A 21,701-nucleotide genomic window follows, 5' to 3' on the forward strand; every position below is an offset into this window, starting at 1 on the left:
GCAGCCCAGGGGTATGGTCCATTTCCATGGAGAAAACGTGGGCCACCCGCCCTGCCCGGGCCACGCTGGGCATCGACCTCCACCTGGAACCGGCCGCCGGTCCGGGCCTGCGCCGGGGCCTGACCGACGCCCTGCGCGAGGCCGTGCACAGCGGCCGGCTGCTCCCCGGCACCCGGCTGCCCTCCTCCCGCTCGCTCGCCGCCGATCTGGCCATCGCCCGCAACACCGTCGCCGACGCCTACGCCGACCTGGTCGCCGAGGGCTGGCTCACCGCCCGGCAGGGCTCCGGCACCCGGGTCGCGACGGGTGTGGTGCCGGTGCGGCAGGCGGAGACCCCCGCGGGTACGGCCGCCCACCGGCCCGTCTACGACCTGCGCGCCGGCTTCCCCGACGTCTCCGCCTTCCCCCGCACCGAGTGGCTCAGGGCCGCCCGCCGCGCCCTCACCGCCGCCCCCAACGAGGCCTTCGGCTACGGCGATCCACGCGGCCGCGCCGAACTGCGCACCGAGCTCGCCGCCTACCTCGCCCGCGCCCGGGGCGTCCGCGCCGACCCCGAACGCATCGTGATCTGCGCCGGGTTCGCCCACGGCCTGAGCCTGCTCGGCCGGCTGCTGCGGGCCCGCGGGGCGGACACGGTCGCCGTGGAGTCGTACGGCCTCGACGAGCACTGGCAGCTGCTGACCGCGGCCGGTCTCCGCCAGGCCCCGCTGCCCTTCGACGAACTCGGCACGGACACCCGGGAGCCGGCCCCGGGAGCGGCCGCCGTACTGCTGACGCCCTCCCACCAGTTCCCGATGGGCGTACCGCTGCACCACGACCGGCGGGCGGCCGTCGTGGACTGGGCGCGCCGCACCGGCGGCCTGGTCCTGGAGGACGACTACGACGGCGAGTTCCGCTACGACCGCCGGCCCGTCGGCGCCCTCCAGGGACTCGCCCCCGACGAGGTCGTCTACCTGGGCACGGCCAGCAAGTCCCTGGCGCCGGCGCTGCGGCTGGCCTGGATGGTGCTGCCGCCGGCCGTGGCCCGGGAGGTGACGGCGGTCAAGGGCGGTGTGGACACCTGCGGGGCGCTGGACCAGCTGACGCTGGCCGAGTTCATCGTCTCCGGTGCCTACGACCGGCACGTCCGCGCGGCCCGCTCCCGCTACCGGCGGCGCCGGGACGCCCTCGTCCGGGCCCTCGCCGAGCACGCCCCGGCGATCCGGGTCACCGGCATCGCGGCGGGCCTGCACGTCGTGCTGCGGCTGCCGCCCGGCACCCAGCGCCGGGTGATCCGGGCAGCCGCGGCCCGCGGCCTCGCCCTCGAAGGCCTCACCCCGCGCCACCGCCACCCCGACGCGGCCACCGCACCCCCGGACGCCCTCGTCCTCGGCTACGGCACCCCGCCCGACCACGCCTGGTCGGGGGCGCTGGACATCCTGTGCGCGGTGCTGTCCGACCCGGCCGTGACCGGCGCCGCCTGAATTCCCCGGCGGCGGCTCCCGTGATCGCCTCCTTAATTCAATTCCGGAGGCTATAGTCATCCCCATGAGCAATGGCGATCAGATTTCCCGCGTGGCCCTCAAGAAAATCACCCCGGACGTCTCCTCGGCCATGGGTTCCCTCCATGCCGCCGCCGTCACCGCGGCCCAGGACGCCAAGGTCGAACCGGAAATCCTCGAGCTGGTCAGAATACGCGCCTCCCAGTTGAACGGCTGCGCGTTCTGCCTCGACATGCACACGAAGGACGCTCGCGCGCAGGGCGAGACCGAGCAGCGGATCTACGCCCTGAACGCGTGGCGGGAGACCCCCTTCTTCACCGAACGGGAGCGTGCCGCACTGGCGTTGACCGAGGCGGTCACTCTCGTCGCCGACGGCCACGTGCCGGACGACGTCTACGCCGAGGCCGCCGGGATCTTCGACGAGGCGCAGCTCGCGGCGCTCGTCTGGGCGGCCACCGTCATCAACGCGTACAACCGGATCGCCATTGCGACGCGGATGGTGCCGGGGGCTTATCAGCCCAAGCGGGCCGAATAAAAGAAGCCTGATATCCGGCCCGGTGAGATATTGCCGGGCCGGTTTTCATTTGCGTCGCAGGGGGGCGGTTGTTTTTCGGCTGCGGGTGGGGTGGGGGCTGGTCGCGCCCACGCGGCGGAGCCGCATATCGATACAGCCCCGCGCCCCTAAAGAAGGGGCGTCATCGCCTCCCCGTCCAGCCACTCCCGCCACTCAGGTGCCCGTACCGCCTTACCGGCGTTCCACGGGCCGCCCACCCAACGCGTCACCGGTCTGATGCCGTGCAGGGCGTTCACCAGCCACACCTCGTGGTCCGCCAGGCCGGCCAGGGTCCGTTCCCGGTGGGCGACGGGGATGCCGGTGCGCTCCGCGCGCTCCTGGATCAGTGCGAGGGTCACCCCGGGCAGCACGGGCAGCCGTGGTGGCGGCAGGCACAGGGTGTCGTCCTCCCACCAGAGGACGCTGGTGGTGGCCGCCTCCAGGACCACCCCGGACGGGCCCACCAGCACCGCCTCCTGGGCCCCCGCCTCGACCGCCCGGGCGCGCAGCCGGGCCAGGGTGTCCAGGTCGGGGCCCTTGCGGCGGGGCACGGTACGCGGATCGGGCCGGCCGACCGCCCAGACCTCGACCGTGGAGCCGAGCGGCGGCGCGTGCCGCAGGCGCAACCGCACGTGGTGGGGCGTGAGCTCGACGCGGGGGAACCACGCGCCGGTGCGGGGCAGCGCGGCCGTCATGTCCCGCCAGAACTCCAGCATCCGGTGGGCCGGCGGTCCGTCGCACTCGCCGCAGGACCGCACGAAGCGGTCCCGGTGCCGGTCCAGGCCGCGCACCCTGCCGTCCCGCACCAGCCAGGAGTCCGCGACCAGCAATGGTTCGTCCGCGTCCCCTGCAGGCCGCAGTCCGGCGCGCGGCGACCATGTCAGCAGGCCTTCGGTCACGGCCGGTCGTGTCATGACGCCTCCTTGCTCCTTCTCCGCCGCGCTCAGTATTTCCGGCCCGCCGACGCCGTTGCCCCGCCCCGCGGCCCGTACGGCGCGTGCTCCAGCCAGGATCCGCAGGACGGCAGGACCGGCGCCAGCGCCGCCGCCGCGCGCTGCCGCAGCCGTACGATCCGCCGCCGGGGCCGCAGATGGTCCAGGGCGGCCCCGGCCGCCTCGCTGTTGAACAGGGCCGCGGCCCGCCGTACCGCCGCGAAGTCCGCCACCGTGCCGGTCGCGACGGCCTCCGCCGCCGCTGCCGCGTCGGCGATCCCGCTGTTCATGCCCCGCGCCCCGAACGGCGGGAAGAGGTGTGCGGCCTCCCCGACGAGCAGTACCCGGCGGTGCGGGTCGGTGAAGGAGGCCGCGACCTTGCGCAGGAAGCGGTACGTCGACACCCACAGGATCCGGTCCGCGTATTCCTCGTGTCCCTCGCCGACCACCCCGGGCAGCCAGCGGCGGACGGCCTCCGCGGTGCCGTACTCCTCCACCCGGTCGTGGGCATGGCACTGGAGGTCCACCTGGAAGCCCCCGGTGAACGGCACCCGCATCACACTGCGGCCGCCGACGGCCGGGTGCTCGTAGTGGAAGACCCGTTCGAGGGGCAGTTCGGCGCCGGGCCGGTCCGCCACGTCGACGACCACGTGGAAGCCCTCGCCGTGCGTGCCCTCCATGGGGATGCCGAGCCCGGCCCGGACGGCGGAGCGGGCGCCGTCCGCCGCGATCACGTGCCCGCACGTCAGCTCCCGGCCGTCGGCGCAGCTGAGTGACACGCCCGAGGCGGTGGTGCGGACGCCGATCACCCGTGCGTTCCACACGAACTCCACGCCCGCCGCCGCGCAGGCCTCCCGCAGGAAGCGTTCGGTGTCGAGCTGGCGCAGGCTGGTGAAGGGCGGTGGGCCGGAGGGGGGCGGGAAGGTGCGGGAGTACACCTCCCGCCCCCGGTACAGGGTTCTTCTGGTGTGCCAGGTCCGGCCGTACGAGGTGATCTCGGCGGCGAGTCCCGGTCGCATCGCGTCGAGCAGTGCGAGGGTCTCGCGGTGCACGAACAGGGCCCGGCTGCCCGGCCGTTCGCGCTCCTCGGGGTCCGCTTCGAGGAGCATGGCCTGCAGGCCGTGCGCGCGGAGCGCCAGCGCCGCCGACAGGCCCACCGGACCGGCGCCGACCACGACGACCGGGGTCACGCGCGGACCCCCTCCGCCAGCATCCGGGTGATCTCCACCCGCTTCACCTTCCAGGTCGCCGTCATCGGCAGCTCCTCGAACCGCCACTGCCTCGGCTCCGCCATCGCGGGCAGGTCGGCGGTCGCCGCCCGCCAGCGCTCCGGGTCCAGCGGCCGTTCCCCGCGCACGCACACCACCGGCACCGGCTCGCGGTCCGCGCCCGGCACGATGACCACCTCGCGGAGCTCCTCCAGCCGGTCCATGAGGGTGTCCTCGACCTCCAGGTTGCTGTGCACGGAGTCGATCCGGTCGATCTCCCGGTCGATCAGGTACAGCGCGCCCAGCCGGCTCAGGTATCCCATGTCGCCCATCTGCCACCACTCGCCGTCCAGCTGCCGTTCGTACTGCTCGCGGGCGCCGAGGTAGGTGAGGATGCGGCCCCGGGTGCGGGCCTCGATCCGGCCGGGGGTGCCGGGCGCGGCGGGCAGGCCGTCGGGGCCGGTGACGCGGACCCGGGTGAAGCCCGGGATCCCGATGCCGACCCGCCGCCCGTCCGCGCGGGCCGCGCTCCGCCGCGTGAACCACTGGAAGGCGACCGGTCCGGTCTCGCTCTGCCCGTACAGCTGCAGCAGCCACGGGTTACGGCGCTTCGAGGCGTCGAGGAGCCGTCGTACCGTCCGCGGGTGGATGGCGTCGAACGTCGAGCCGTACGACCTGACGCGCGACAGCGGGGCGCCGGGCGCGTCCGCCAGCTCCTCCCACAGCACGAAGGTGTTGGGGTGGGTCTCGACGATGCCCGGGCGGTGCCGGGCCAGCATCGGGCCGACCTTCGCCGGGTCGGGGTCGGTGATCAGCAGCAGCGGGCTGCCGTAGTGCAGCAGGACGCCGAGCAGGTGGTAGAAGCGGGAGTGCACGAAGGACATGTGCAGGGCCGCGACCTCGCCCCGGGTGGGCCAGCCCATCGCCTGCTGCGGGACCAGCCGGTTCCACATGGTCTGCGGGCAGTGCACGGCGAGTTTGGGGACGCCGGTGGTGCCGGAGCTGTGGGTGATCAGGGCGGGTTCGCGCGGGTGCAGCCGGATCGGCGCGGGGACCTTCGCGCCGGTGTGCTCGGTGAGGGACACCACGCCGGGCACGCTGTCGACGGTGAGGGTCTGCCGGACCAGGCCGGCGACCTCCAGGTCCTTGAGCCTGGCCCCGTCCGTGACCAGCCACGGCTGCTGCAGTCTGGGGAGCAGCTTGCCGACCACCTCGCCGGACAGCGCGGGCGAGAGCAGCACCGGCACCGCGCCGATCCGGGAGACGGCGCAGGTCAGCAGCACGATGTCGACGTTGTCGGTCTTGTGCACGACGACCTGCTCGGCGGGCCGCACCCCGGCGGCCCACAGCCGGGCCGACAACTCCTCGACCGCGTCGGCCAGTTCCGCATAGCTCAGACGGACGCCGAGGTCCGGGTGGGTGTCCAGGGGCCGGTCCAGGGTGACGAACACCCCGCCGTGCCGCTGGGCCGCCCGCCGGAACAGCGGGCCGAGGTAGAACCCGCGGTCGCCGATGAGGGACTCCTGCGATTCCTGCATGGAGACGGTCCTTTCAGTCGTGGTCACCACGCGCCCCGGCGGACCAGATGGCGGCGGAGCTTCCCCGACGACGTGCGGGGCAGGGAGGGCAGCAGGCTGACGCTGCGCGGGACCTTGAAGGCGGCCAGCCGCTGCCGGGCCAGCGCCAGCAGTTCGTCCGGGAGCCCGTCCGGCGCCGGGGTGGCGGCGGGGACGACGAAGGCGCGCAGCCGTCCGGTGCCGGTCGCGTCCGGCACGGCCGCCACCGCGACCTCGCGCACCCCGGGATGGGTGCGCAGCACGGCCTCCACCTCCAGCGGGGAGACGGTGATCCCGCCGACCATCTCCATGTCGTCGCTGCGGCCCAGGTGCCGGTAGGCGCCGTCGGGTTCGCGGACCGCCCGGTCGTGGGTGGCCAGCCAGCCGTCCACGAGGGTGCGCGCGGTGTCCTCGGGCCGGTTCAGGTAGCCGGGCGTCACCGTCGGCCCGCGCACCCACAGCTCGCCCTCGTGGCCGTCCGGCACCACCCGCCCGTCGCGGTCGCGCAGCTCCACCTCGAAGCCGGGGACGGGACGGCCGACGGTGCCCGGGTGGTCGTGGGCCAGGCTGTTGGCGCAGAAGGCGTGCCCGGCCTCGGTGGAGCCGATCTGTTCGAGGACCGGTGCGCCCCCCAGCAGCTCCGTGACCCGGTCGCCGAGACCGGTCGGCAGTCCCTCGCCGGCCGACACGGCGGCCCGTACGGAGGTGAAGCAGGCCTGGTGCCCGCTGCCACGGTCGGCGACCAGCGCGGCGAACGCGGACGGCACCGAGTACAGCAGGGTCACCCGGTGCCGGGTGATCAGCTCGTCCACGGCGGCCGGGTTCGGACGCCGGTCCGCGAGGACGGCGCTGGAGCCCGAGAAGAGCGGGAAGACGAAGGCGTTCCCGAAGCCGTACGCGAAGTACAGCCCGGACACCGACAGGGTCACGTCGTCCTCGGTGATCCCGAGCAGCCGCCGCCCGATCAGGTCGTGGTACGCGGCGGGGTGGGCGTGAGTGTGCACGACGCCCTTGGGCCTGCCCGTCGTCCCGGACGTGTACTGGACGTACAGCGGGCTGTCCGCGTCGACCGGGTGGGCGGGGGCCGGTGCGGCGGCGGGGGCGAGCGCGAGCAGCTGGTCCGCGCCGAGGCGGACCTGTCTGGCGAAGCGGTCCTCCAGACCGGGTCCCGTCAGGCACAGCACCGCCTCCGTGTCGGAGGCCATGAACGCGTGGTCGGCCCTGGGGAGTTCCGGGTTGACCGGGACGGCCACCGCGCCGAGCCGGGCGAGGGCGAGAAAGGCCACCACCCAGGCGATCGAGTCGGGCAGCGCGAGCACCACCCGGTCGCCGGGGCCGACGCCGTGCCCGGCGAGGACCGTCGCGGTCCGCGCCCCGAGATCGTGCACCTCGCCATGGGTCCAGGCGCGGTGCCCCTGGTGGAAGGCGGGGCGGTCGTCCCAGCCGTGCCGCCGGGCGAGACCGGTGAGCCGGGCGGCGAGGTTGGCGGTGGTGGTGACGGCGGGTGCCTGGGTCATCGGGCGGCCTCCTCCACGGCGTCCGCCGCGACCGGCGCCGTGTGCTCCCGCAGCGCCCGCATCTGCGCGGCCGTCTTCAGGAGCATCTCGTCGTACTCGGCGGCCGGGTCGGAGTCCAGGACGATCGCCCCGCCCGCGCCCAGCTGCATCCGGCCGTCCGCGATCACGGCCGTACGGATGACGATGTTCAGGTCCGCGCCGCCGCTGCACCCGAGGTAGCCGAGCGCCCCCGAGTACACGCCCCGGGCCTCGGTCTCCAGCGAGTCGATGATCTCCATCGTGCGCAGCTTCGGGGCGCCCGTCATCGACCCGCCCGGGAAGCAGGCGCGCACGCAGTCCACGGCGTCCGTCCCGGCCCGCAGCCGTCCGGTCACGGTGGAGACCAGCTGGTGCACGGTCGCGTAGGACTCGGTGGCCATGAGACGGGGGACCCGGACGGTTCCGGTACGGCAGACCCTGCCCAGGTCGTTGCGGAGCAGGTCGACGATCATCAGGTTCTCGGCGCGGGTCTTGGCGTCGGCCGCCAGCGCGTCCCGCAGCCGCTCGTCCTCGAACGGCGTCGCCCCCCGCGGTGCGGTTCCCTTGATGGGCCTCGCCTCGGCGACCCCGTCCCGGTTGATCCGCAGGAACCGCTCCGGCGAGGAACCGGCCACGTCCAGGTCGCCGAAGCGCAGGAGGGCCGCGTACGGCGCCGGGTTGACGCGGCGCAGCTCCCGGTAGAAGGCGTACGGGTCGGGCGGGGCGGGCAGCCGGGCCGCGTCGGTCAGGCAGACCTCGTAGCTGGTGCCGGCCCGCAACTCCCGTCGGCAGGCCTCGATGTCGGCGAGGTAGGCGGCCCGGTCGCGCACCAGCCAGGGCTCGGCGGCCTCCAGGTCCGGCTCCGCTGCGACGGGCGGGGCCGGCCGGGGCGCGTCCGGCGCCAGGAAGCTGAGCTGGGCCAGCGTGTCCGCCAGCCACTCCGCGGCCGCCCGTGCGGCCTGCGGGGTGTCCTCCGCCAGGCAGACCGCGTAGGTGACGTCCTCCTCGTGGTCCACGGCGATCAGGCGGTCCGCGAACAGCCAGCAGGCGTCCGGGGTTTCGGCGCGGTGCCGGTTCGGGGAGCCGCAGTCGGCCTTGGTCTCGTAGCCGAAGTAGCCGACATAGCCGCCGGTGAAGTCGAAGGGCAGCCCGTCCGCGTCCACCCGGCGACTGCTCAGCTGCCGCTTCAGGTAGTCGAAGACGCTCGCGGACACCTTGCGCGGCGGTCGTCCGGCCCGCTCGACCACACACCGTCCGGCCGTGACGTCGTAGCGCACGAACTCGGCGAGCGGGCCGCTGTCGTCGCCCAGGAAGGAGAAGCGCGCGCGGTCCTTCTCGACGAGCGAGCTGTCCAGCCAGAACGCGCGGGGCGAGGCGGCGAAGAGGCGGCCGAAGGCGGCCTCCGTGTCGACGGCGCCGGCGACCTGGCGGGTGTGCAGGCGGTAGGCGGGCACCTCGCCGGGGCGGGGGCGGGGGCGGGGGATGCCGGGGCGGGGACGGGGGCGGGGGACGGCCGTGCCCACCGTGCCGACCGTGTCCACCGCGCTCGCCGCGGGCCTCGGCCGGGGGATCGCCGCCTCGGTCGGCGGGACGGCGGTGTTCTTGGTACGGGCCCGGCGGGCGCGGCGGGCGGTCAGGTTGCGGAAGTTCACGAGCATGCGGTGGCCGTACTCGGTGAGCACCGACTCCGGGTGGAACTGCACGCCCCACAGCGGCCGTTCGCGGTGCCGCAGCCCCATCAGGACGCCGTCCTCGGCCCACGCGGTGGCCTCCAGGGCGGCGGGCAGCGGCTCGTGCACCGCGAGGGAGTGGTAGCGGACGGCGGTGAAGTCCTGGGTCAGCCCCTCGAAGAGGTCCCGCCCGTCGTGCCGCACTCTGGTCAGGTGCCCGTGCCGCGGCTGCGGGGCGGGCACCACCCGGGCCCGCTCCCCGAGGGCGATGCCCTGGTGGCCCAGGCACACCCCGAGGACGGGGACGGTCGCCTCGGCGATCAGCCGGGCGCTGATGCCGAAGTCACGGCTGTCTCCGGGATGCCCCGGCCCCGGAGACACCACCACGTTGTCGAACCCCGCGAGAGCGGGCGGTGCCGGCTCGTCATTGCGGATCACCACCGGTTCCTCGCCGTTGACCTCGGCGATCAGCTGGAACAGGTTGTAGGTGTACGAGTCGTAATTGTCGATGAGCAGGGTCTTCACCCGCCCACCTCCCTCGGGTCGTTCCCGGGCCTATGCGGCCCGTCGTTTGTGCCGCCCGCGCAGCGCCTGGAGCGGGGGATACAGCCATTTCTTGAAGAAACGCTGAAGTCGCGGCATGAGAATCCACGTGACAAGCGCTGTCACGCAGAGGCAGAGCACCAGGGTGCGGATGAGTGGATTGAGTCCGCTGAGATGCGGAATCACGATGATGTTGAAGAGGAGGACCGGCGGAAACACCGCGCTCATGTTGATGAACCACAGTTTCCATTTCGCCGGAGGGACGGGCGGCGGTGGCACGGGCGGCGGCCCGGCCAGCGAGTCGAACCACTCCTTCGACCCCCGTACGCTACGGCGCCCGGTGGGCCGGGCGATGCCGTCCGCGCGGATCTCCCACTCTCCGCGATCTGGGGAGTTCTCCCAGGCCAGAGCGGTGTCTTCGGTGGCGAACCGATACACGACATGCCATTCCGCCTCCTGGTCGACTAGGACGCCGCCACCGAGGAACCCCGGCCGGCGGGCGCTCGCGCCCAGCATGGCCCACCCCCACGAGTGGAAGTCGGTCTCGCGACCCGGCATCACGTGATAGGCCACGGTGACGGTGACGGGATTACTGGTCACGGTGTCCTTTACGGAATGGACACAAGTCGCGTTCAAAGATTCAACGAGTTTTTTGGTTGTCCGGATCGTGACTCTTTATAGCGCTTTCTGTGAGCTTGCCGTGGTCTGCCGTCGGCTACTTCCGGTAACTCCTCCGTAATTCCGGAAAGTGCTTGCCGGGTCGGCCGTGAAAGTTGCACGATCGCCGTCCAAGAACGAAGGAGGACGCCATGTCGAGGTACGTCTGGAATTTGACCGAAGAGGGTCGACAGGCAATCGATCAAGCGCGTTCCGTGATCGAACCGGCGCGAAAAGAAGTGACCGCGCACCCGCTTTACCAGCGGATATCCGACCGGGAAAACCTGGCCGTCTTCATGGCCCACCACGTGTTCGCGGTCTGGGACTTCATGTCCCTGCTCAAGTCGCTCCAGCACGAGCTGACCTGCGTCGACGTCCCCTGGGTGCCCCGCGGCTCCGCGGTGGCCCGCCGGCTCGTCAACGACATCGTGCTGGTCGAGGAGAGCGACGCCCTGGACGGCGGCTTCACCAGCCACTTCGAGCTGTACCGCGCGGCCATGACGGAGGCGGCGGCCGACACCACCGCCCTCGACACCTTCGTCGCGCTCCTCGCCGAGGGTCACGACGTGCCCGCGGCCCTGCGGGTGGCCCGGGTCCCGGCCCCGGCGGCCGAGTTCGTGCGCACGACCTTCGGGATCATCGCCGACCGCCCGCTGCACTGCCGGGCCGCCGCCTTCGCCTTCTCCCGCGAGGACCTGATCCCGGACATGTTCGACCAGGTCATCAGCGAGGAGGGCACCGACCGTTTCCCGCTCTTCCGGGACTACCTCGCCCGCCACATCGAGGTCGACGGCGAGGAACACACCCCCATGGCCCTCCAGATGGTCGCCGACCTGTGCGGCACCGACGACCGGCGCTGGCACGAGGCCACCGAGACCGTCCTCGTCGCCCTGGAGGCCAGGTCCCGGCTGTGGGACGGGATCGTCGCGGCGATGGGGTGAGCGCGGGCGGGGACGGGGGGCGCGGCCGCGCCCGGTGGTGTGTCAGGCGAGGGTGCGGCCGAGGAAGTCGCGGATGTGCCCGGTGATGGTGCCGAGGTGGCTCTCCAGGGCGAAGTGGCCGGCGTCGAGGAGGTGGATCTTGGCGTCGGGCAGGTCCTGGCGGAAGGCCTCCGCACCCGCGGGGCCGAAGATCTCGTCGCCCGCGCCCCAGACCGCCAGCAGCGGGACCTGCGAGTCGCGGAAGTACTGGTGGACCCGCGGGTAGAGGTCCACGTTGGTGGGGTAGTCGCGGAAGAGCCTGAGCTGGATCTCGTCGTTGCCCGGGCGGTCAAGGAGTGCCTGGTCGTGGACCCAGTTGTCCGGGCTGACCAGGGTCGGGTCGGCGACTCCGTTGAGGTACTGCCAGCGGGTGCTCTCGAGGGTGAGCGCGCCCCGCATCGGCGCCTCCGTCTCCGGCCCCGGGTTCGTGGTGTAGGCGAAGACGGCGTCCCAGAACGGCTTGACGAACCCCTCCTCGTAGGCGTTGCCGTTCTGCGTGATGATCGCGCTCACCTGGTCCGGGGCCCGGAGGGCGAGCCGCCAGCCGATGGGGGCGCCGTAGTCCTGCACGTACATCGCGAACCGGTCGACACCGAGGTGCCGGAGCAGGCCGGAGGTGACGTCGGCGAGCGCGTCGAAGGTGTAGGGGAAGTCCCGCGGGGAGGGCATCGCGGACTGGCCGAACCCGATGTGGTCGGGCGCGATCACGTGATAGCGGTCGGCGAGCGCCGGGAGGAGGCCGCGGAACATGTGCGAGCTGGTCGGGAAGCCGTGCAGGAGGACGACGACGGGTGCCTGCGGGTCGCCGGCCTCCCGGTAGAAGACCTCGAGGCCGTCGACGGTGGCGGTGCGGTGGTGGACTGCGAGCTCCATGTCCCTAACCCTTCTATCGATCCTGAGTGGTTATATTTCCAGTCGAGCACGCCCTATATAACCTGTCAAGTCGGGCGAAGGGGTTAGGTGAGGGGCTGCTCGTGTAACCTGTCAAATGAATCGATCCGGTTAGGAGGGGTGACGGTGGCCGACCGTGAACAGCGGGACCAGCAGGAGGCGTTGCTGCTGGCGCTCCTCAACAGCACGCCGGTGGTCAACGGCGTCGCCGAGGACCGGCTGGCGGATCCGGAGGAGGCCCGGGCCTGGCAGCGGGCGCACGGCGGCAGCGGAACCGCGGCCGAACTCCGCACTCTCGTGGCCGCCCGCGACATCCTTCAGGACGTCGTACGCGGCAGCCGGCCCGCCACCGCCCTGGCCCCGCTCCTGGAAGACGTCATCTCCCGCCCGCACCTCTCGCCCGCCGGGGTCTCATGGCAGCTGGACGCGCCCGCGGACCGCAGGATGGCGGCGGAGGTGATCATGACGTGGAGCGCGGTGCAGCAGACGATGCCCGGCCGGCTGCGGCCGTGCGCCAACCCGGAGTGCCGGCTGTTCCTCGTCGACCGCAGCAGGACCAACCAGGCCCGCTGGTGTTCGATGGCCGTCTGCGGCAACCGCATGAAGGCGAGACGCCACTACCAGCGCACCCGTGACGCCGTGGCCGACTGACGCCCCCGGCGGCCCGGACGGCCCGGACGCCCCAGACGGCCCGGACGGCCCCGACGCCCCAGACGGCCCGGACGAGGTTCGCCCCTCGCCCCTCGCCCCTCACTCCTCCTCGGCCGTGACCGGCGCCTCCCCGAACCGGCCCAGCGCCAGCGCCCCCGCCACGGCCACCGCGAAACCGAGCACCGCGAGCCAGGCCAGCCCTTCCCGGGTACGGTCCCCGAGCCACACCACCCCCACCGCAGCCGGGCCGATCGTCTCGCCGATGACCATGCCGGCCGTCGCCGTGGTCACCGAGCCGCGCTGGAGGGCCGACGTCAGCAGCATGAAGGCGCCGCCGCCCCCGATCAGCAGCGCATAGGTCGCGGGGTTGGCGAGCAGGTCGGCCGGCCGCAGGGTGTCGATCAGCCGCACCGACACCTCCACCACCCCGAACCCGAACCCCGCCCCGAGGCCGAGCACCAGCGCCCGCCCCCTGCCGGTCAGCCGCCCGCCGGCCAGGCCGAGGAGCAGTACCCCCACGGCCGTCCCCAGCATCACCCACTTCAGCGTCATGGTCCCGGCCCGGTCCCCCTCCGGCCCCGACGCCAGCCCCAGCATCGCGAGCCCCGCGCACACCACCCCCACCGCGGCCCACTCGACCCCGCTCAGCCGCACCCGCAGCAGCCGCGCCGCGACCACCGCCGTCACGGCGAGGCTCGACGCGAGGGCCGCGCTCACCGCGTAGATGGGGAGCGACCGCAGCGCGAGGATCTGGAACACGAACCCGAGCCCGTCCAGCCCCAGTCCGACGACGTACCGCCACTGCCGCACGGCCCGCAGCAGCAAGGCGGCCTCCCCGCCGGCGCCGTCACCGGCCGCACGCGCGGCCATCGCCTGCAGGACCGTCGCCGTACCGAAGCAGATCGCGGCCGCGAGGGCGCACACCATTCCGAAGAGCACAAAGGGACTGTAGGGGAGGGGGGCATGCGGTGATCGGGCGGAGAGTAAGAAGCGGGCCCGGGGGCGCCCCCGGACCCGCTCCTTGCTTGTCCGCGCAGCGTCAGCTCGCGCCGGCCAGCCAGGCGGTGGCGTTGAGGGCGAGGGCGGCGTTGGTGGCGCCGCTGTCGTTCCAGCCGTCGTACAGCGTGTTGCCGGACTGGCCGGTGCCGTCGTCGATGGGGGAACTGTCGCCCCAGAACGCGACCCGCCCGCTGCCGAAGGTGCTGGTGGCGAAGAAGGCGCCGGTGTTGCCGGAGTAACCGCTGCGGTACAGCAGCCCCTTGACCGCGGAGTTGTCGGACGGCTTGAGGGTGGCGGTCGTGCCGCTGGCGATCAGGCTCTTGGTGACGGTGCCGAAGGAGCCGTGCAGGACCTTGTTGCTGCTGTCGCTGATCGCGGCCGGGTAACCGGAGCTGATGCTCAGCGAGTCGATCGAGAAGCCGAACGGGTCGGTCGAGTCGACGCTGTTGTTGGTCATCAGGTCGTTGAGGATCTCGACCGCGTCGTAGCCGTCGCTGTTGCGGTCGGCCCCGGTGTGGTCGGAGATCATGAACAGCCCGCCGCCGGCCTTCACGAAGTTCATGATCGCGGTCTTCTCGGCGGTCGTGAACTTGGTGTTGGGCTCCGGCAGTACGAGCGCGTTGAACTTCGACAGGTCGGTGGACGACGAACCCCCGTACGTGAGAGCACTCGTCGCGGTCTTCAGGCTGTAGTTGCCGGTCTTCTGCAGGGCGATGCCCCACGAGGACAGCGCGCCGGTCCAGTCCTTGTCCGAGGAGGGGGAGGAGTCCTGGGAGAGCGGGTCGGGCTTGCTGGTGGAGATGATCCAGTCCGCGTTGCCGGCCTCCTCGGCGTGGCCGTCGTCGAACAGGACCTTGTAGGTGGTGGCCGCGTGGGCGGGGGTCGCGGCGCTGGTGGCCTGGACGGCGGCACCGGCGGTGAGCAGGCCGAGCACGGCCAGGGCCGTGGTGAGTTTGCGGCGCGGGATGGCGAAGCCGGGCATCTGTCATTCCTCCATCGGTGGGGGGTGCGAGAGGGATGGCGGCGGTGCGGGTGGTGCGTCAAGAGTCGTTCTGCGCGCGTAGAACGCGACGTGGATCGACGTACAGGGAAATGCGGTTCTGCCGGAGGGGAGGCGTTCTGCGCGCGTAGAGTCCGCAGTTGATCGTTCACCTACGGACAGCTGGACGGTACCGGCGGGACGCGGTGCGCCGACAGGATCCCCGGTGACTTCACATGATTTTCTTACCTGTGCATGACAAGTCGTTCGCGGCACTCCGGTGTCGATCATGGCTGGTTTAGGTCTCTTGTCCGGCGCTTCCGGTCACCCCTACCGTTTGAGCAGTTGCTCAAACCGATCGCTCAGTCGAAGGGATGCGGCGTGGCCAGAGCCGGAGGGAAGCGGTCGGTAGAGCCGTCCGGGGGCCCCAACTCGGCGGCGACGCGGGCGGCGTTGGTCGCCGCAGCCGTCGCCGCACTGCGCGAGGAGGGTTTCGCCGGGGCCAGCGCGCGGGAGATCGCCCGGCGGGCCGACTGCCAACAGTCGCTGGTCTTCTACCACTTCGGCTCGGTGGCGAAGCTGCACCTGGCGGCCCTGGACGCGGTCAGCGACGCGCGCAACGCCCGCTACCAGGCCATGGTCGACGAGTCCAAGACCATCGGCGACCTGGTCCGGGCCGCCAGGGCGGTCTTCGACGAGGACCTGGACCAAGGGCACGTGACCGTGCTCGTCGAGATGATCGCCGCCGCCCAGTTCACCCCCGGGCTCCGCCCGGAAGTCGCCGCCCGGATCCGTCCGTGGCGCACCTTCGCCGCCGACAGCGTCCGCGAGGCCCTCGCGGGCTCGCCCGCCGCTCGGCTGCTGCCCCCCGAGGAACTCGCCCACGCGATCGTGGCCCTGTACCTGGGCCTGGAGATGCTCGCCGGCCTCGAAGAGGAACGCGAGCCCGCACTGACCCTGTTCGACCGCGCCGGGAAGATCGCCTCCCTTCTCGACATCTTCAAACGAAAGAAGAAGGCATGACCGGCAACACACGCGCCTGGCTGCTCTTCACCGGATGGCTTCTGACCGGAGCCTGCTACCTGCTCGCCCTCCTCACCGCGCTGTCGGTCGGGATCTTCATCCTGCCGATCGCCGCGGCCGGCACCGTTGCGCTGGCCACGCGCCGGGACACCTGGCGCAGCCTGCCCGGCCTGCTGTCGGGTGCGAGCCTGCCCCTGTTCCTGCTCGCCTACCTCGACCGGCACGGCCCCGGTACCTACTGCACCACCTCGGCCAATGCCAGCAGCTGCACCGACGGCCTGCTCGACCCGTGGCTCCTGCTGGCCGCCGGCCTGCTCGTCCTCGTCGCCGGACCCGCACTGTTCCTCAGGATCCGGCGACAGCCGGTGCACAGCCCCGCGCCGAGCCCCTCCGAGTAGTTCCGCCGGCCTCCGCGGCGCCCGCCAAGCGTTTTCGGGGCACGGTTCCGCTCAGACGCTCAGACGCTCGGGTGCTCAGGCGCTCAGCACCCCCCACAACTGCTCGACCCCCCACTCCAGATCCTCCTCCGCCACCACCAGCGGCGGAGCCACCCGCACCGTCACCCCGTGCGTGTCCTTCACCAGCACTCCCCGCTCCAACAGCCGCTCCGAGACCGCCCGCCCCGAGCCCACCCCCGGATCCACGTCCACGCCCGCCCACAGCCCCCGCCCCCGCACCGCCGTCACCCGTCCACTGCCCGCGATCTCCGCCAGCCGCCGGTGCAGCAGCTCGCCCAGCTCGGCCGCCCGCTCCTGGAACTCCCCGGTCCGCAGCATCGCGATCACCTCCAGCGCCACCGCACAGGCCAGCGGATTCCCCCCGAAGGTCGACCCGTGCTCCCCGGGCCGGAACACCCCGAGCACCTCCGCGCTCGCCACCACCGCCGACACCGGCAGCACCCCGCCCCCGAGCGCCTTCCCGAGCACGTACACATCCGGTACGACCCCCTCGTGCTCGCACGCGAACGTCCGCCCGGTGCGGCCCAGCCCCGACTGGATCTCGTCGGCGACGAAGAGCACGTTCCGCTCCCGGGTCAGCTCCCGCACCCCCGCCAGATAGCCCTCCGGCGGCACGATCACCCCCGACTCGCCCTGGATCGGCTCCAGCAGCACCGCGACGGTGTTCTCGGTCACCGCGGCCCGCATCGCCGTCAGGTCCCCGTACGGCACGATCTCGAAGCCGGGCGTGTACGGCCCGAAGTCCGCCCGCGCCTCCGGATCAGTGGAGAAGCTGATCACGGTCGTCGTACGCCCGTGGAAGTTGCCGCCCGCCACCACGACCTTCGCCATCTCCGCCGGCACGCCCTTGACCCGGTACCCCCACTTCCGGGCGGTCTTCACCGCCGTCTCCACGGCCTCCACGCCCGTGTTCATCGGCAGCACCATCTCCATCCCGCACAGCTCTGCCAGCTGGGTGCAGAACGCGGCGAACCGGTCGTGGTGGAACGCCCGCGACGTCAGCGTCACCCGCTCCAGCTGGGCCTTCGCGGCCGCGACCAGGCGCGGGTGGCCGTGCCCGAAGTTCAGCGCCGAGTAGCCGGCCAGGAAGTCCAGGTACCGGCGCCCCTCGACGTCCGTCATCCAGGCGCCGTCGGCCGTCGCGATCACCACCGGCAGCGGGTGGTAGTTGTGCGCGCCGTGCGCGTCGGCGGCGGCGATGAGGGCTTCCGTAGTGGTCACGGCGACTCCAGGGAACGCGTTCGGACTGCCCCCTTTCCTACCCTCTGTCCCTGCCCGACTGGTGGACGCCACGGCCCTCGGGCCCGGCGTGCCCGGTAATGTGATCCACGGGCCGTGACTGGCGCGCTGGGATGGGACCGACCATCGGGGAGCGGCCCGTGTCGTGACCGAGTGCCGTGCGCCTGGGCCGAACCGTGAATGCCGAACGCCATGTCCGGAGGTCCCGAATGTCTGACCCGTCTGCGCCCCTGTCCACCGAGTCCACCGCCTACCGCGCCGCCCTCGACGTGATCCGCGCGGTCGAGCCGCGCGTCGCCGACGCCATCGGCCAGGAGGTCGCCGACCAGCGCGAGATGCTCAAGCTGATCGCCTCGGAGAACTACGCCTCCCCGGCGACCCTGCTCGCGATGGGCAACTGGTTCAGCGACAAGTACGCCGAGGGCACCGTCGGCCGCCGCTTCTACGCCGGCTGCCGCAACGTGGACACCGTCGAGGCGCTCGCCGCCGAGCACGCCCGCGAGCTGTTCGGCGCGCAGCACGCCTATGTCCAGCCGCACTCCGGCATCGACGCCAACCTGGTCGCCTTCTGGGCCGTCCTCGCCGACCGCGTCGAGGTCCCCTTCCTCGCGAAGGCCGGCGCCCGCCAGGTCAACGACCTCTCCGAGGCCGACTGGGCCGAGCTGCGGCAGGCCTTCGGCAACCAGCGGATGCTCGGCATGTCCCTGGACGCCGGCGGCCACCTCACCCACGGCTTCCGCCCGAACATCTCCGGCAAGATGTTCGACCAGCGCTCCTACGGCACCGACCCGGCCACCGGCCTGATCGACTACGACGCGCTGCGCGCCCAGGCCCGCGACTTCAAGCCGCTGATCCTCGTCGCCGGCTACTCCGCGTACCCCCGTCTGGTGAACTTCCGGATCATGCGGGAGATCGCCGACGAGGTCGGCGCGACCCTCATGGTCGACATGGCGCACTTCGCGGGCCTGGTCGCCGGCAAGGTCCTGACCGGCGACTTCGACCCGGTCCCGCACGCCCAGATCGTCACCACGACCACCCACAAGTCGCTGCGCGGCCCGCGCGGCGGCATGGTCCTGTGCGACGACTCCCTCAAGGACCAGGTCGACCGCGGCTGCCCGATGGTCCTCGGCGGCCCGCTCCCGCACGTCATGGCCGCCAAGGCCGTCGCCCTCGCCGAGGCCCGGCAGCCCGCCTTCCAGGACTACGCCCAGCGCATCGTCGACAACTCGCGCGCGCTGGCCGAGGGCCTGATGCGCCGGGGCGCCACCCTGGTCACCGGCGGCACCGACAACCACCTCAACCTGATCGACGTCGAGACGTCGTACGGCCTCACCGGCCGCCAGGCCGAGACGGCCCTGCTCGACTCCGGCATCGTCACCAACCGCAACGCGATCCCCGCCGACCCGAACGGCGCCTGGTACACCTCCGGCATCCGTATCGGCACCCCGGCGCTCACCACGCGCGGCCTGGGCACGGCCGAGATGGACGAGGTCGCGGGCCTGATCGACCGCGTCCTGACGGCGACCGAACCGGGCACGACGAAGTCGGGCGCGCCGAGCAAGGCCTCCCACGTCCTGGACGAGAAGGTGGCCCAGGAGATCGCCCAGCGCGCGACGGACCTGGTGTCCGGCTTCCCGCTGTACCCGGAGATCGACCTGGGCTGAAGCGCCCCGTGAGGGGCGCGGGGAACTGCGCGACCAGCCCCCGCGGTCCGCGGTTCCCCACGCACCGAATCCACCCGAGCTCTCTGAGAGAATGGTGAACATGGCCTCAGATCGACCTCGCGTGCTCTCCGGCATCCAGCCCACCGCCGGCTCGTTCCACCTGGGCAACTACCTCGGCGCCGTCCGCCAGTGGGTGGCCCTCCAGGAGTCCCACGACGCCTTCTACATGGTCGTGGACCTGCACGCGATCACGGTCCCGCAGGACCCCGCCGACCTGCGCGCCAACACCCGGCTCGCCGCCGCCCAGCTGCTCGCGGCCGGCCTGGACCCCGACCACTGCACCCTCTTCGTGCAGAGCCACGTCCCCGAGCACGCCCAGCTCGCCTGGGTCATGAACTGCCTCACCGGCTTCGGCGAGGCCAGCCGGATGACCCAGTTCAAGGACAAGGCCGCCAAGCAGGGCACGGACCGCGCGAGCGTCGGCCTGTTCACGTACCCCATCCTCCAGGTCGCCGACATCCTGCTCTACCAGGCCAACGAGGTGCCCGTCGGCGAGGACCAGCGCCAGCACGTCGAGCTCACCCGTGACCTCGCCGAGCGCTTCAACGGCCGCTTCGGCGAGACCTTCACGATCCCGAAGCCGTACATCCTCAAGGAGACGGCGAAGATCTACGACCTCCAGGACCCGTCGATCAAGATGAGCAAGTCGGCGTCCACGCCGAAGGGCCTCATCAACCTCCTCGACGACCCGAAGGCGACCGCGAAGAAGGTCAAGAGCGCGGTCACCGACACGGACACGGTGATCCGCTACGACGCCGAGAACAAGCCGGGCGTCTCCAACCTCCTCACCATCCACTCCACCCTCACCGGCAAGTCGATCGCCGAGCTTGAGCAGGAGTACGAGGGCAAGATGTACGGCGCGCTCAAGACGGACCTCGCCGAGATCATGGTCGACTTCGTCACCCCCTTCCGCGAGCGCACCCAGCAGTACCTGGACGACTCGGAGACCCTCGACTCGATCCTCGCCAAGGGCGCGGAGAAGGCCCGTGCCGTCGCCGCCGAGACCCTCGCGCAGGCCTACGACAGGGTCGGTTTCCTGCCCGCCAAGCACTGAGCGAAGCGAAGCGCTGCACATCACTTCGGCCACGGCTGCCCGGGAGGCGGCCGTGGCCGTACAGTCGATAGCCGGACGCCCGGGTACGAACCCGACATGCGTCCGCCCACCACGACCGACGGGAGATGACGTGGGGACCGTAACGATCGGCGTGTCGATCGCGGTCCCGGAGCCTCATGGCAGCCTGCTCCAGGAGCGGCGCGCGGGCTTCGGCGACGCCGCGGCCCACGGCATCCCCACGCACGTCACGCTGTTGCCTCCGGCGGAGATCGCCGAGGAGGCGCTGGCCGCGGTGGAAGCCCACCTGAGCGAGGTCGCCGCGGACGGCCGGCCGTTCCCGATGCGGCTGTGCGGTACGGGTACGTTCCGGCCGCTGTCGCCGGTGGTCTACGTCAGGGTCGTCCAGGGGGGCGAGGACTGCGCCTGGCTGCAGGCACGGGTGCGGGACGAGGCGGGGCCGCTCGCCAGGGAGCTGCAGTTCCCGTACCACCCGCACGTGACCGTCGCCCACGGGATCGAAGAGGCCGCGATGGACCGGGCGTTCGCCGAGCTGGCGGACTTCGAGGCCGAGTGGGCGTGCATGGGGTTCGCGTTGTACGAGCAGGGTGCGGACGGTGTGTGGCGCAAGCTGCGTGACTTCGTCTTCGGGGGCTCCGTCGTGCCGCCTCAGGTGGGGCATGTGGAGCGGGGGTCCATCGCCAGTCGGTAGTCTGCCGGCCGGTGGGGGCTGGTCGCGCCCACGCGGCGGCAGCCGCACATCGAACACAGCCCCGCGCCCCCAAAAGAACGGGGCGCCTCCCAGTAGCCGGAAGTCAGATCGGCAACCTCCGGAAAACACTGCGCGGCGCATGCCTCAGTGCCGACATCACCACGCGCAGCGTGCCCGGTACCCACACCACCTCCGAGCGCCTGCGCAGGCCGATCTCGATCGCTGTCGCCACCGCCTCCGGGGTGGTGGCGAGGGGCGCCTCCTCCAGCCCCTTTGTCATCTTCGACCGCACGAACCCCGGCCGTACGACCATGACGTGCACGCCCGTCCCGTGCAGCGCGTCGCCCAGCCCTTGCGCGAAGGCGTCCAGGCCCGCCTTGCTGGAGCCGTAGATGAAGTTGGAGCGGCGGGCCCGTTCCCCGGCGACCGAGGAGAGGACCACCAGGGAGCCGTGACCCTGCGCCTGCAGGGCCCTCGCGCTGACCAGGCCGGCCGAGACCGCGCCGGTGTAGTTGGTCTGGGCGACGCGCACGGCGTTCACCGGTTCGCGTTCGTCGGTGGCCTGGTCGCCGAGGATGCCGAAGGCGAGCAGGACCAGGTCGATGTCGCCGTTGGCGAAGACCTTGCCGAGGGCCGTCTCGTGGGACTCGGGGTCCAGCGCGTCGAAGGCGACGGTGTGGACGTCCGGTCCCAGGGCGCGCAGCTGCTCGGCGGCCTGTTCGAGCGCGGGGGAGGGGCGGCCGGCCAGCCAGACCGTGCGGGTGCGGCGGGCGATCAGCCGGCGTGCGGTGGCCAGCGCGATCTCCGACGTACCGCCGAGGACGAGCAGGGACTGGGGCATTCCGAAGGCGTCCTTCAC

The 21,701-nt window shown here is 72.2% G+C and carries 19 protein-coding genes, 1 pseudogene and 1 riboswitch; of the genes and pseudogenes, 9 read left to right on the plus strand and 11 right to left on the minus strand.

Annotated features, from left to right (window positions below; translation table 11 throughout):
- The first annotated feature begins 26 nt into the window (after positions 1–26).
- Positions 27–1,463, plus strand: coding sequence for a PLP-dependent aminotransferase family protein (locus tag ACFWPQ_RS03595; RefSeq protein ID WP_384029536.1), 1,437 nt, complete (start codon positions 27–29; stop codon positions 1,461–1,463).
- A gap of 64 nt (positions 1,464–1,527) precedes the next feature.
- Positions 1,528–2,016: a carboxymuconolactone decarboxylase family protein gene (locus ACFWPQ_RS03600; RefSeq protein WP_384029538.1), complete on the plus strand. Its 489-nt coding sequence runs from the start codon at positions 1,528–1,530 to the stop codon at positions 2,014–2,016.
- A 146-nt stretch (positions 2,017–2,162) separates the two neighbouring features.
- Here ACFWPQ_RS03600 and ACFWPQ_RS03605 read toward each other — a convergent pair whose 3' ends face one another.
- From ACFWPQ_RS03605 to ACFWPQ_RS03630, 6 genes are read right to left on the minus strand one after another with little or no spacing between them, the layout of a single operon-like run.
- The gene (locus tag ACFWPQ_RS03605) at positions 2,163–2,948 is read right to left on the minus strand and encodes an aminotransferase class IV (protein WP_384029540.1); all 786 of its coding nucleotides are present in this window, start codon (positions 2,946–2,948) and stop codon (positions 2,163–2,165) included.
- A 29-nt stretch (positions 2,949–2,977) separates the two neighbouring features.
- The gene (locus ACFWPQ_RS03610) at positions 2,978–4,156 is read right to left on the minus strand and encodes an FAD-dependent monooxygenase (protein ID WP_384029542.1); all 1,179 of its coding nucleotides are present in this window, start codon (positions 4,154–4,156) and stop codon (positions 2,978–2,980) included.
- Positions 4,153–5,712, minus strand: coding sequence for a class I adenylate-forming enzyme family protein (locus tag ACFWPQ_RS03615; RefSeq protein ID WP_384029544.1), 1,560 nt, complete (start codon positions 5,710–5,712; stop codon positions 4,153–4,155). Before ACFWPQ_RS03615 ends, ACFWPQ_RS03610 begins: the two co-directional genes overlap by 4 nt.
- A gap of 23 nt (positions 5,713–5,735) precedes the next feature.
- A complete protein-coding gene (locus ACFWPQ_RS03620) occupies positions 5,736–7,247 on the minus strand; it encodes an AMP-binding protein (RefSeq protein WP_384029546.1) in 1,512 nt (503 codons plus the stop codon).
- A complete protein-coding gene (pabB, locus tag ACFWPQ_RS03625) occupies positions 7,244–9,460 on the minus strand; it encodes an aminodeoxychorismate synthase component I (RefSeq protein ID WP_384029548.1) in 2,217 nt (738 codons plus the stop codon). The genes ACFWPQ_RS03620 and pabB overlap by 4 nt, the downstream gene beginning before the upstream one ends.
- A 30-nt stretch (positions 9,461–9,490) precedes the next feature.
- The gene (locus ACFWPQ_RS03630; protein ID WP_384029550.1) at positions 9,491–10,078 is read right to left on the minus strand and encodes a hypothetical protein; all 588 of its coding nucleotides are present in this window, start codon (positions 10,076–10,078) and stop codon (positions 9,491–9,493) included.
- Between the two features lie 209 nt (positions 10,079–10,287).
- Between ACFWPQ_RS03630 and ACFWPQ_RS03635 the strand changes: the two genes are divergently transcribed.
- A complete protein-coding gene (locus tag ACFWPQ_RS03635; RefSeq protein ID WP_384029552.1) occupies positions 10,288–11,076 on the plus strand; it encodes a DUF3050 domain-containing protein in 789 nt (262 codons plus the stop codon).
- Between the two features lie 42 nt (positions 11,077–11,118).
- Here ACFWPQ_RS03635 and ACFWPQ_RS03640 read toward each other — a convergent pair whose 3' ends face one another.
- Complete coding sequence (locus ACFWPQ_RS03640) at positions 11,119–11,988, minus strand: alpha/beta fold hydrolase (protein ID WP_384029554.1); 870 nt, start codon at positions 11,986–11,988, stop codon at positions 11,119–11,121.
- 144 nt (positions 11,989–12,132) lie between these two features.
- Here ACFWPQ_RS03640 and ACFWPQ_RS03645 point away from each other — a divergent pair, with 144 nt between their 5' ends.
- Entirely contained in the window at positions 12,133–12,657 is a 525-nt protein-coding gene (locus tag ACFWPQ_RS03645) for a CGNR zinc finger domain-containing protein (protein WP_384029556.1), read from the plus strand.
- A gap of 99 nt (positions 12,658–12,756) precedes the next feature.
- Here the strand turns inward: ACFWPQ_RS03645 and ACFWPQ_RS03650 are convergent, their stop codons facing one another.
- Both ACFWPQ_RS03650 and ACFWPQ_RS03655 read right to left on the minus strand, forming a co-directional pair.
- Positions 12,757–13,584 carry a DMT family transporter gene (locus ACFWPQ_RS03650; RefSeq protein WP_384030064.1) on the minus strand — a complete coding sequence of 276 codons (828 nt, stop codon included), beginning with the start codon at positions 13,582–13,584 and terminating at the stop codon, positions 12,757–12,759.
- 115 nt (positions 13,585–13,699) lie between these two features.
- Positions 13,700–14,638: pseudogene (locus ACFWPQ_RS03655) on the minus strand (hydrolase); the annotation flags it as partial.
- Between the two features lie 378 nt (positions 14,639–15,016).
- Here ACFWPQ_RS03655 and ACFWPQ_RS03660 point away from each other — a divergent pair.
- Together ACFWPQ_RS03660 and ACFWPQ_RS03665 are read left to right on the plus strand one after the other, a co-directional pair.
- Positions 15,017–15,658 (plus strand): TetR/AcrR family transcriptional regulator, encoded by a 642-nt coding sequence (locus tag ACFWPQ_RS03660; protein WP_384029558.1) that lies wholly within the window; start codon positions 15,017–15,019, stop codon positions 15,656–15,658.
- Complete coding sequence (locus ACFWPQ_RS03665) at positions 15,655–16,056, plus strand: hypothetical protein (protein WP_384029560.1); 402 nt, start codon at positions 15,655–15,657, stop codon at positions 16,054–16,056. The genes ACFWPQ_RS03660 and ACFWPQ_RS03665 overlap by 4 nt, the downstream gene beginning before the upstream one ends.
- Positions 16,057–16,131: 75 nt before the next feature.
- On the opposite strand, the gene rocD is transcribed toward ACFWPQ_RS03665, so the two are convergent.
- A complete protein-coding gene (rocD, locus tag ACFWPQ_RS03670) occupies positions 16,132–17,337 on the minus strand; it encodes an ornithine--oxo-acid transaminase (RefSeq protein WP_384029562.1) in 1,206 nt (401 codons plus the stop codon).
- 104 nt (positions 17,338–17,441) lie between these two features.
- Positions 17,442–17,532: riboswitch (ZMP/ZTP riboswitch) on the plus strand.
- A gap of 32 nt (positions 17,533–17,564) precedes the next feature.
- Between rocD and ACFWPQ_RS03675 the strand changes: the two genes are divergently transcribed.
- From ACFWPQ_RS03675 to ACFWPQ_RS03685, 3 genes are all read left to right on the plus strand, one after another.
- Complete coding sequence (locus tag ACFWPQ_RS03675; RefSeq protein ID WP_384029564.1) at positions 17,565–19,019, plus strand: glycine hydroxymethyltransferase; 1,455 nt, start codon at positions 17,565–17,567, stop codon at positions 19,017–19,019.
- 100 nt (positions 19,020–19,119) lie between these two features.
- Positions 19,120–20,133, plus strand: coding sequence for a tryptophan--tRNA ligase (gene trpS, locus ACFWPQ_RS03680; RefSeq protein ID WP_361283224.1), 1,014 nt, complete (start codon positions 19,120–19,122; stop codon positions 20,131–20,133).
- A 130-nt stretch (positions 20,134–20,263) separates the two neighbouring features.
- On the plus strand, positions 20,264–20,842 hold the full coding sequence (locus ACFWPQ_RS03685) for a 2'-5' RNA ligase family protein (RefSeq protein WP_384029566.1): 579 nt from the start codon (positions 20,264–20,266) through the stop codon (positions 20,840–20,842).
- 103 nt (positions 20,843–20,945) lie between these two features.
- Here the strand turns inward: ACFWPQ_RS03685 and ACFWPQ_RS03690 are convergent, their stop codons facing one another.
- A complete protein-coding gene (locus ACFWPQ_RS03690) occupies positions 20,946–21,701 on the minus strand; it encodes a decaprenylphospho-beta-D-erythro-pentofuranosid-2-ulose 2-reductase (RefSeq protein ID WP_384029568.1) in 756 nt (251 codons plus the stop codon).

Source organism: Streptomyces sp. NPDC058464 (assembly GCF_042721035.1).
GTDB lineage: Bacteria > Actinomycetota > Actinomycetes > Streptomycetales > Streptomycetaceae > Streptomyces.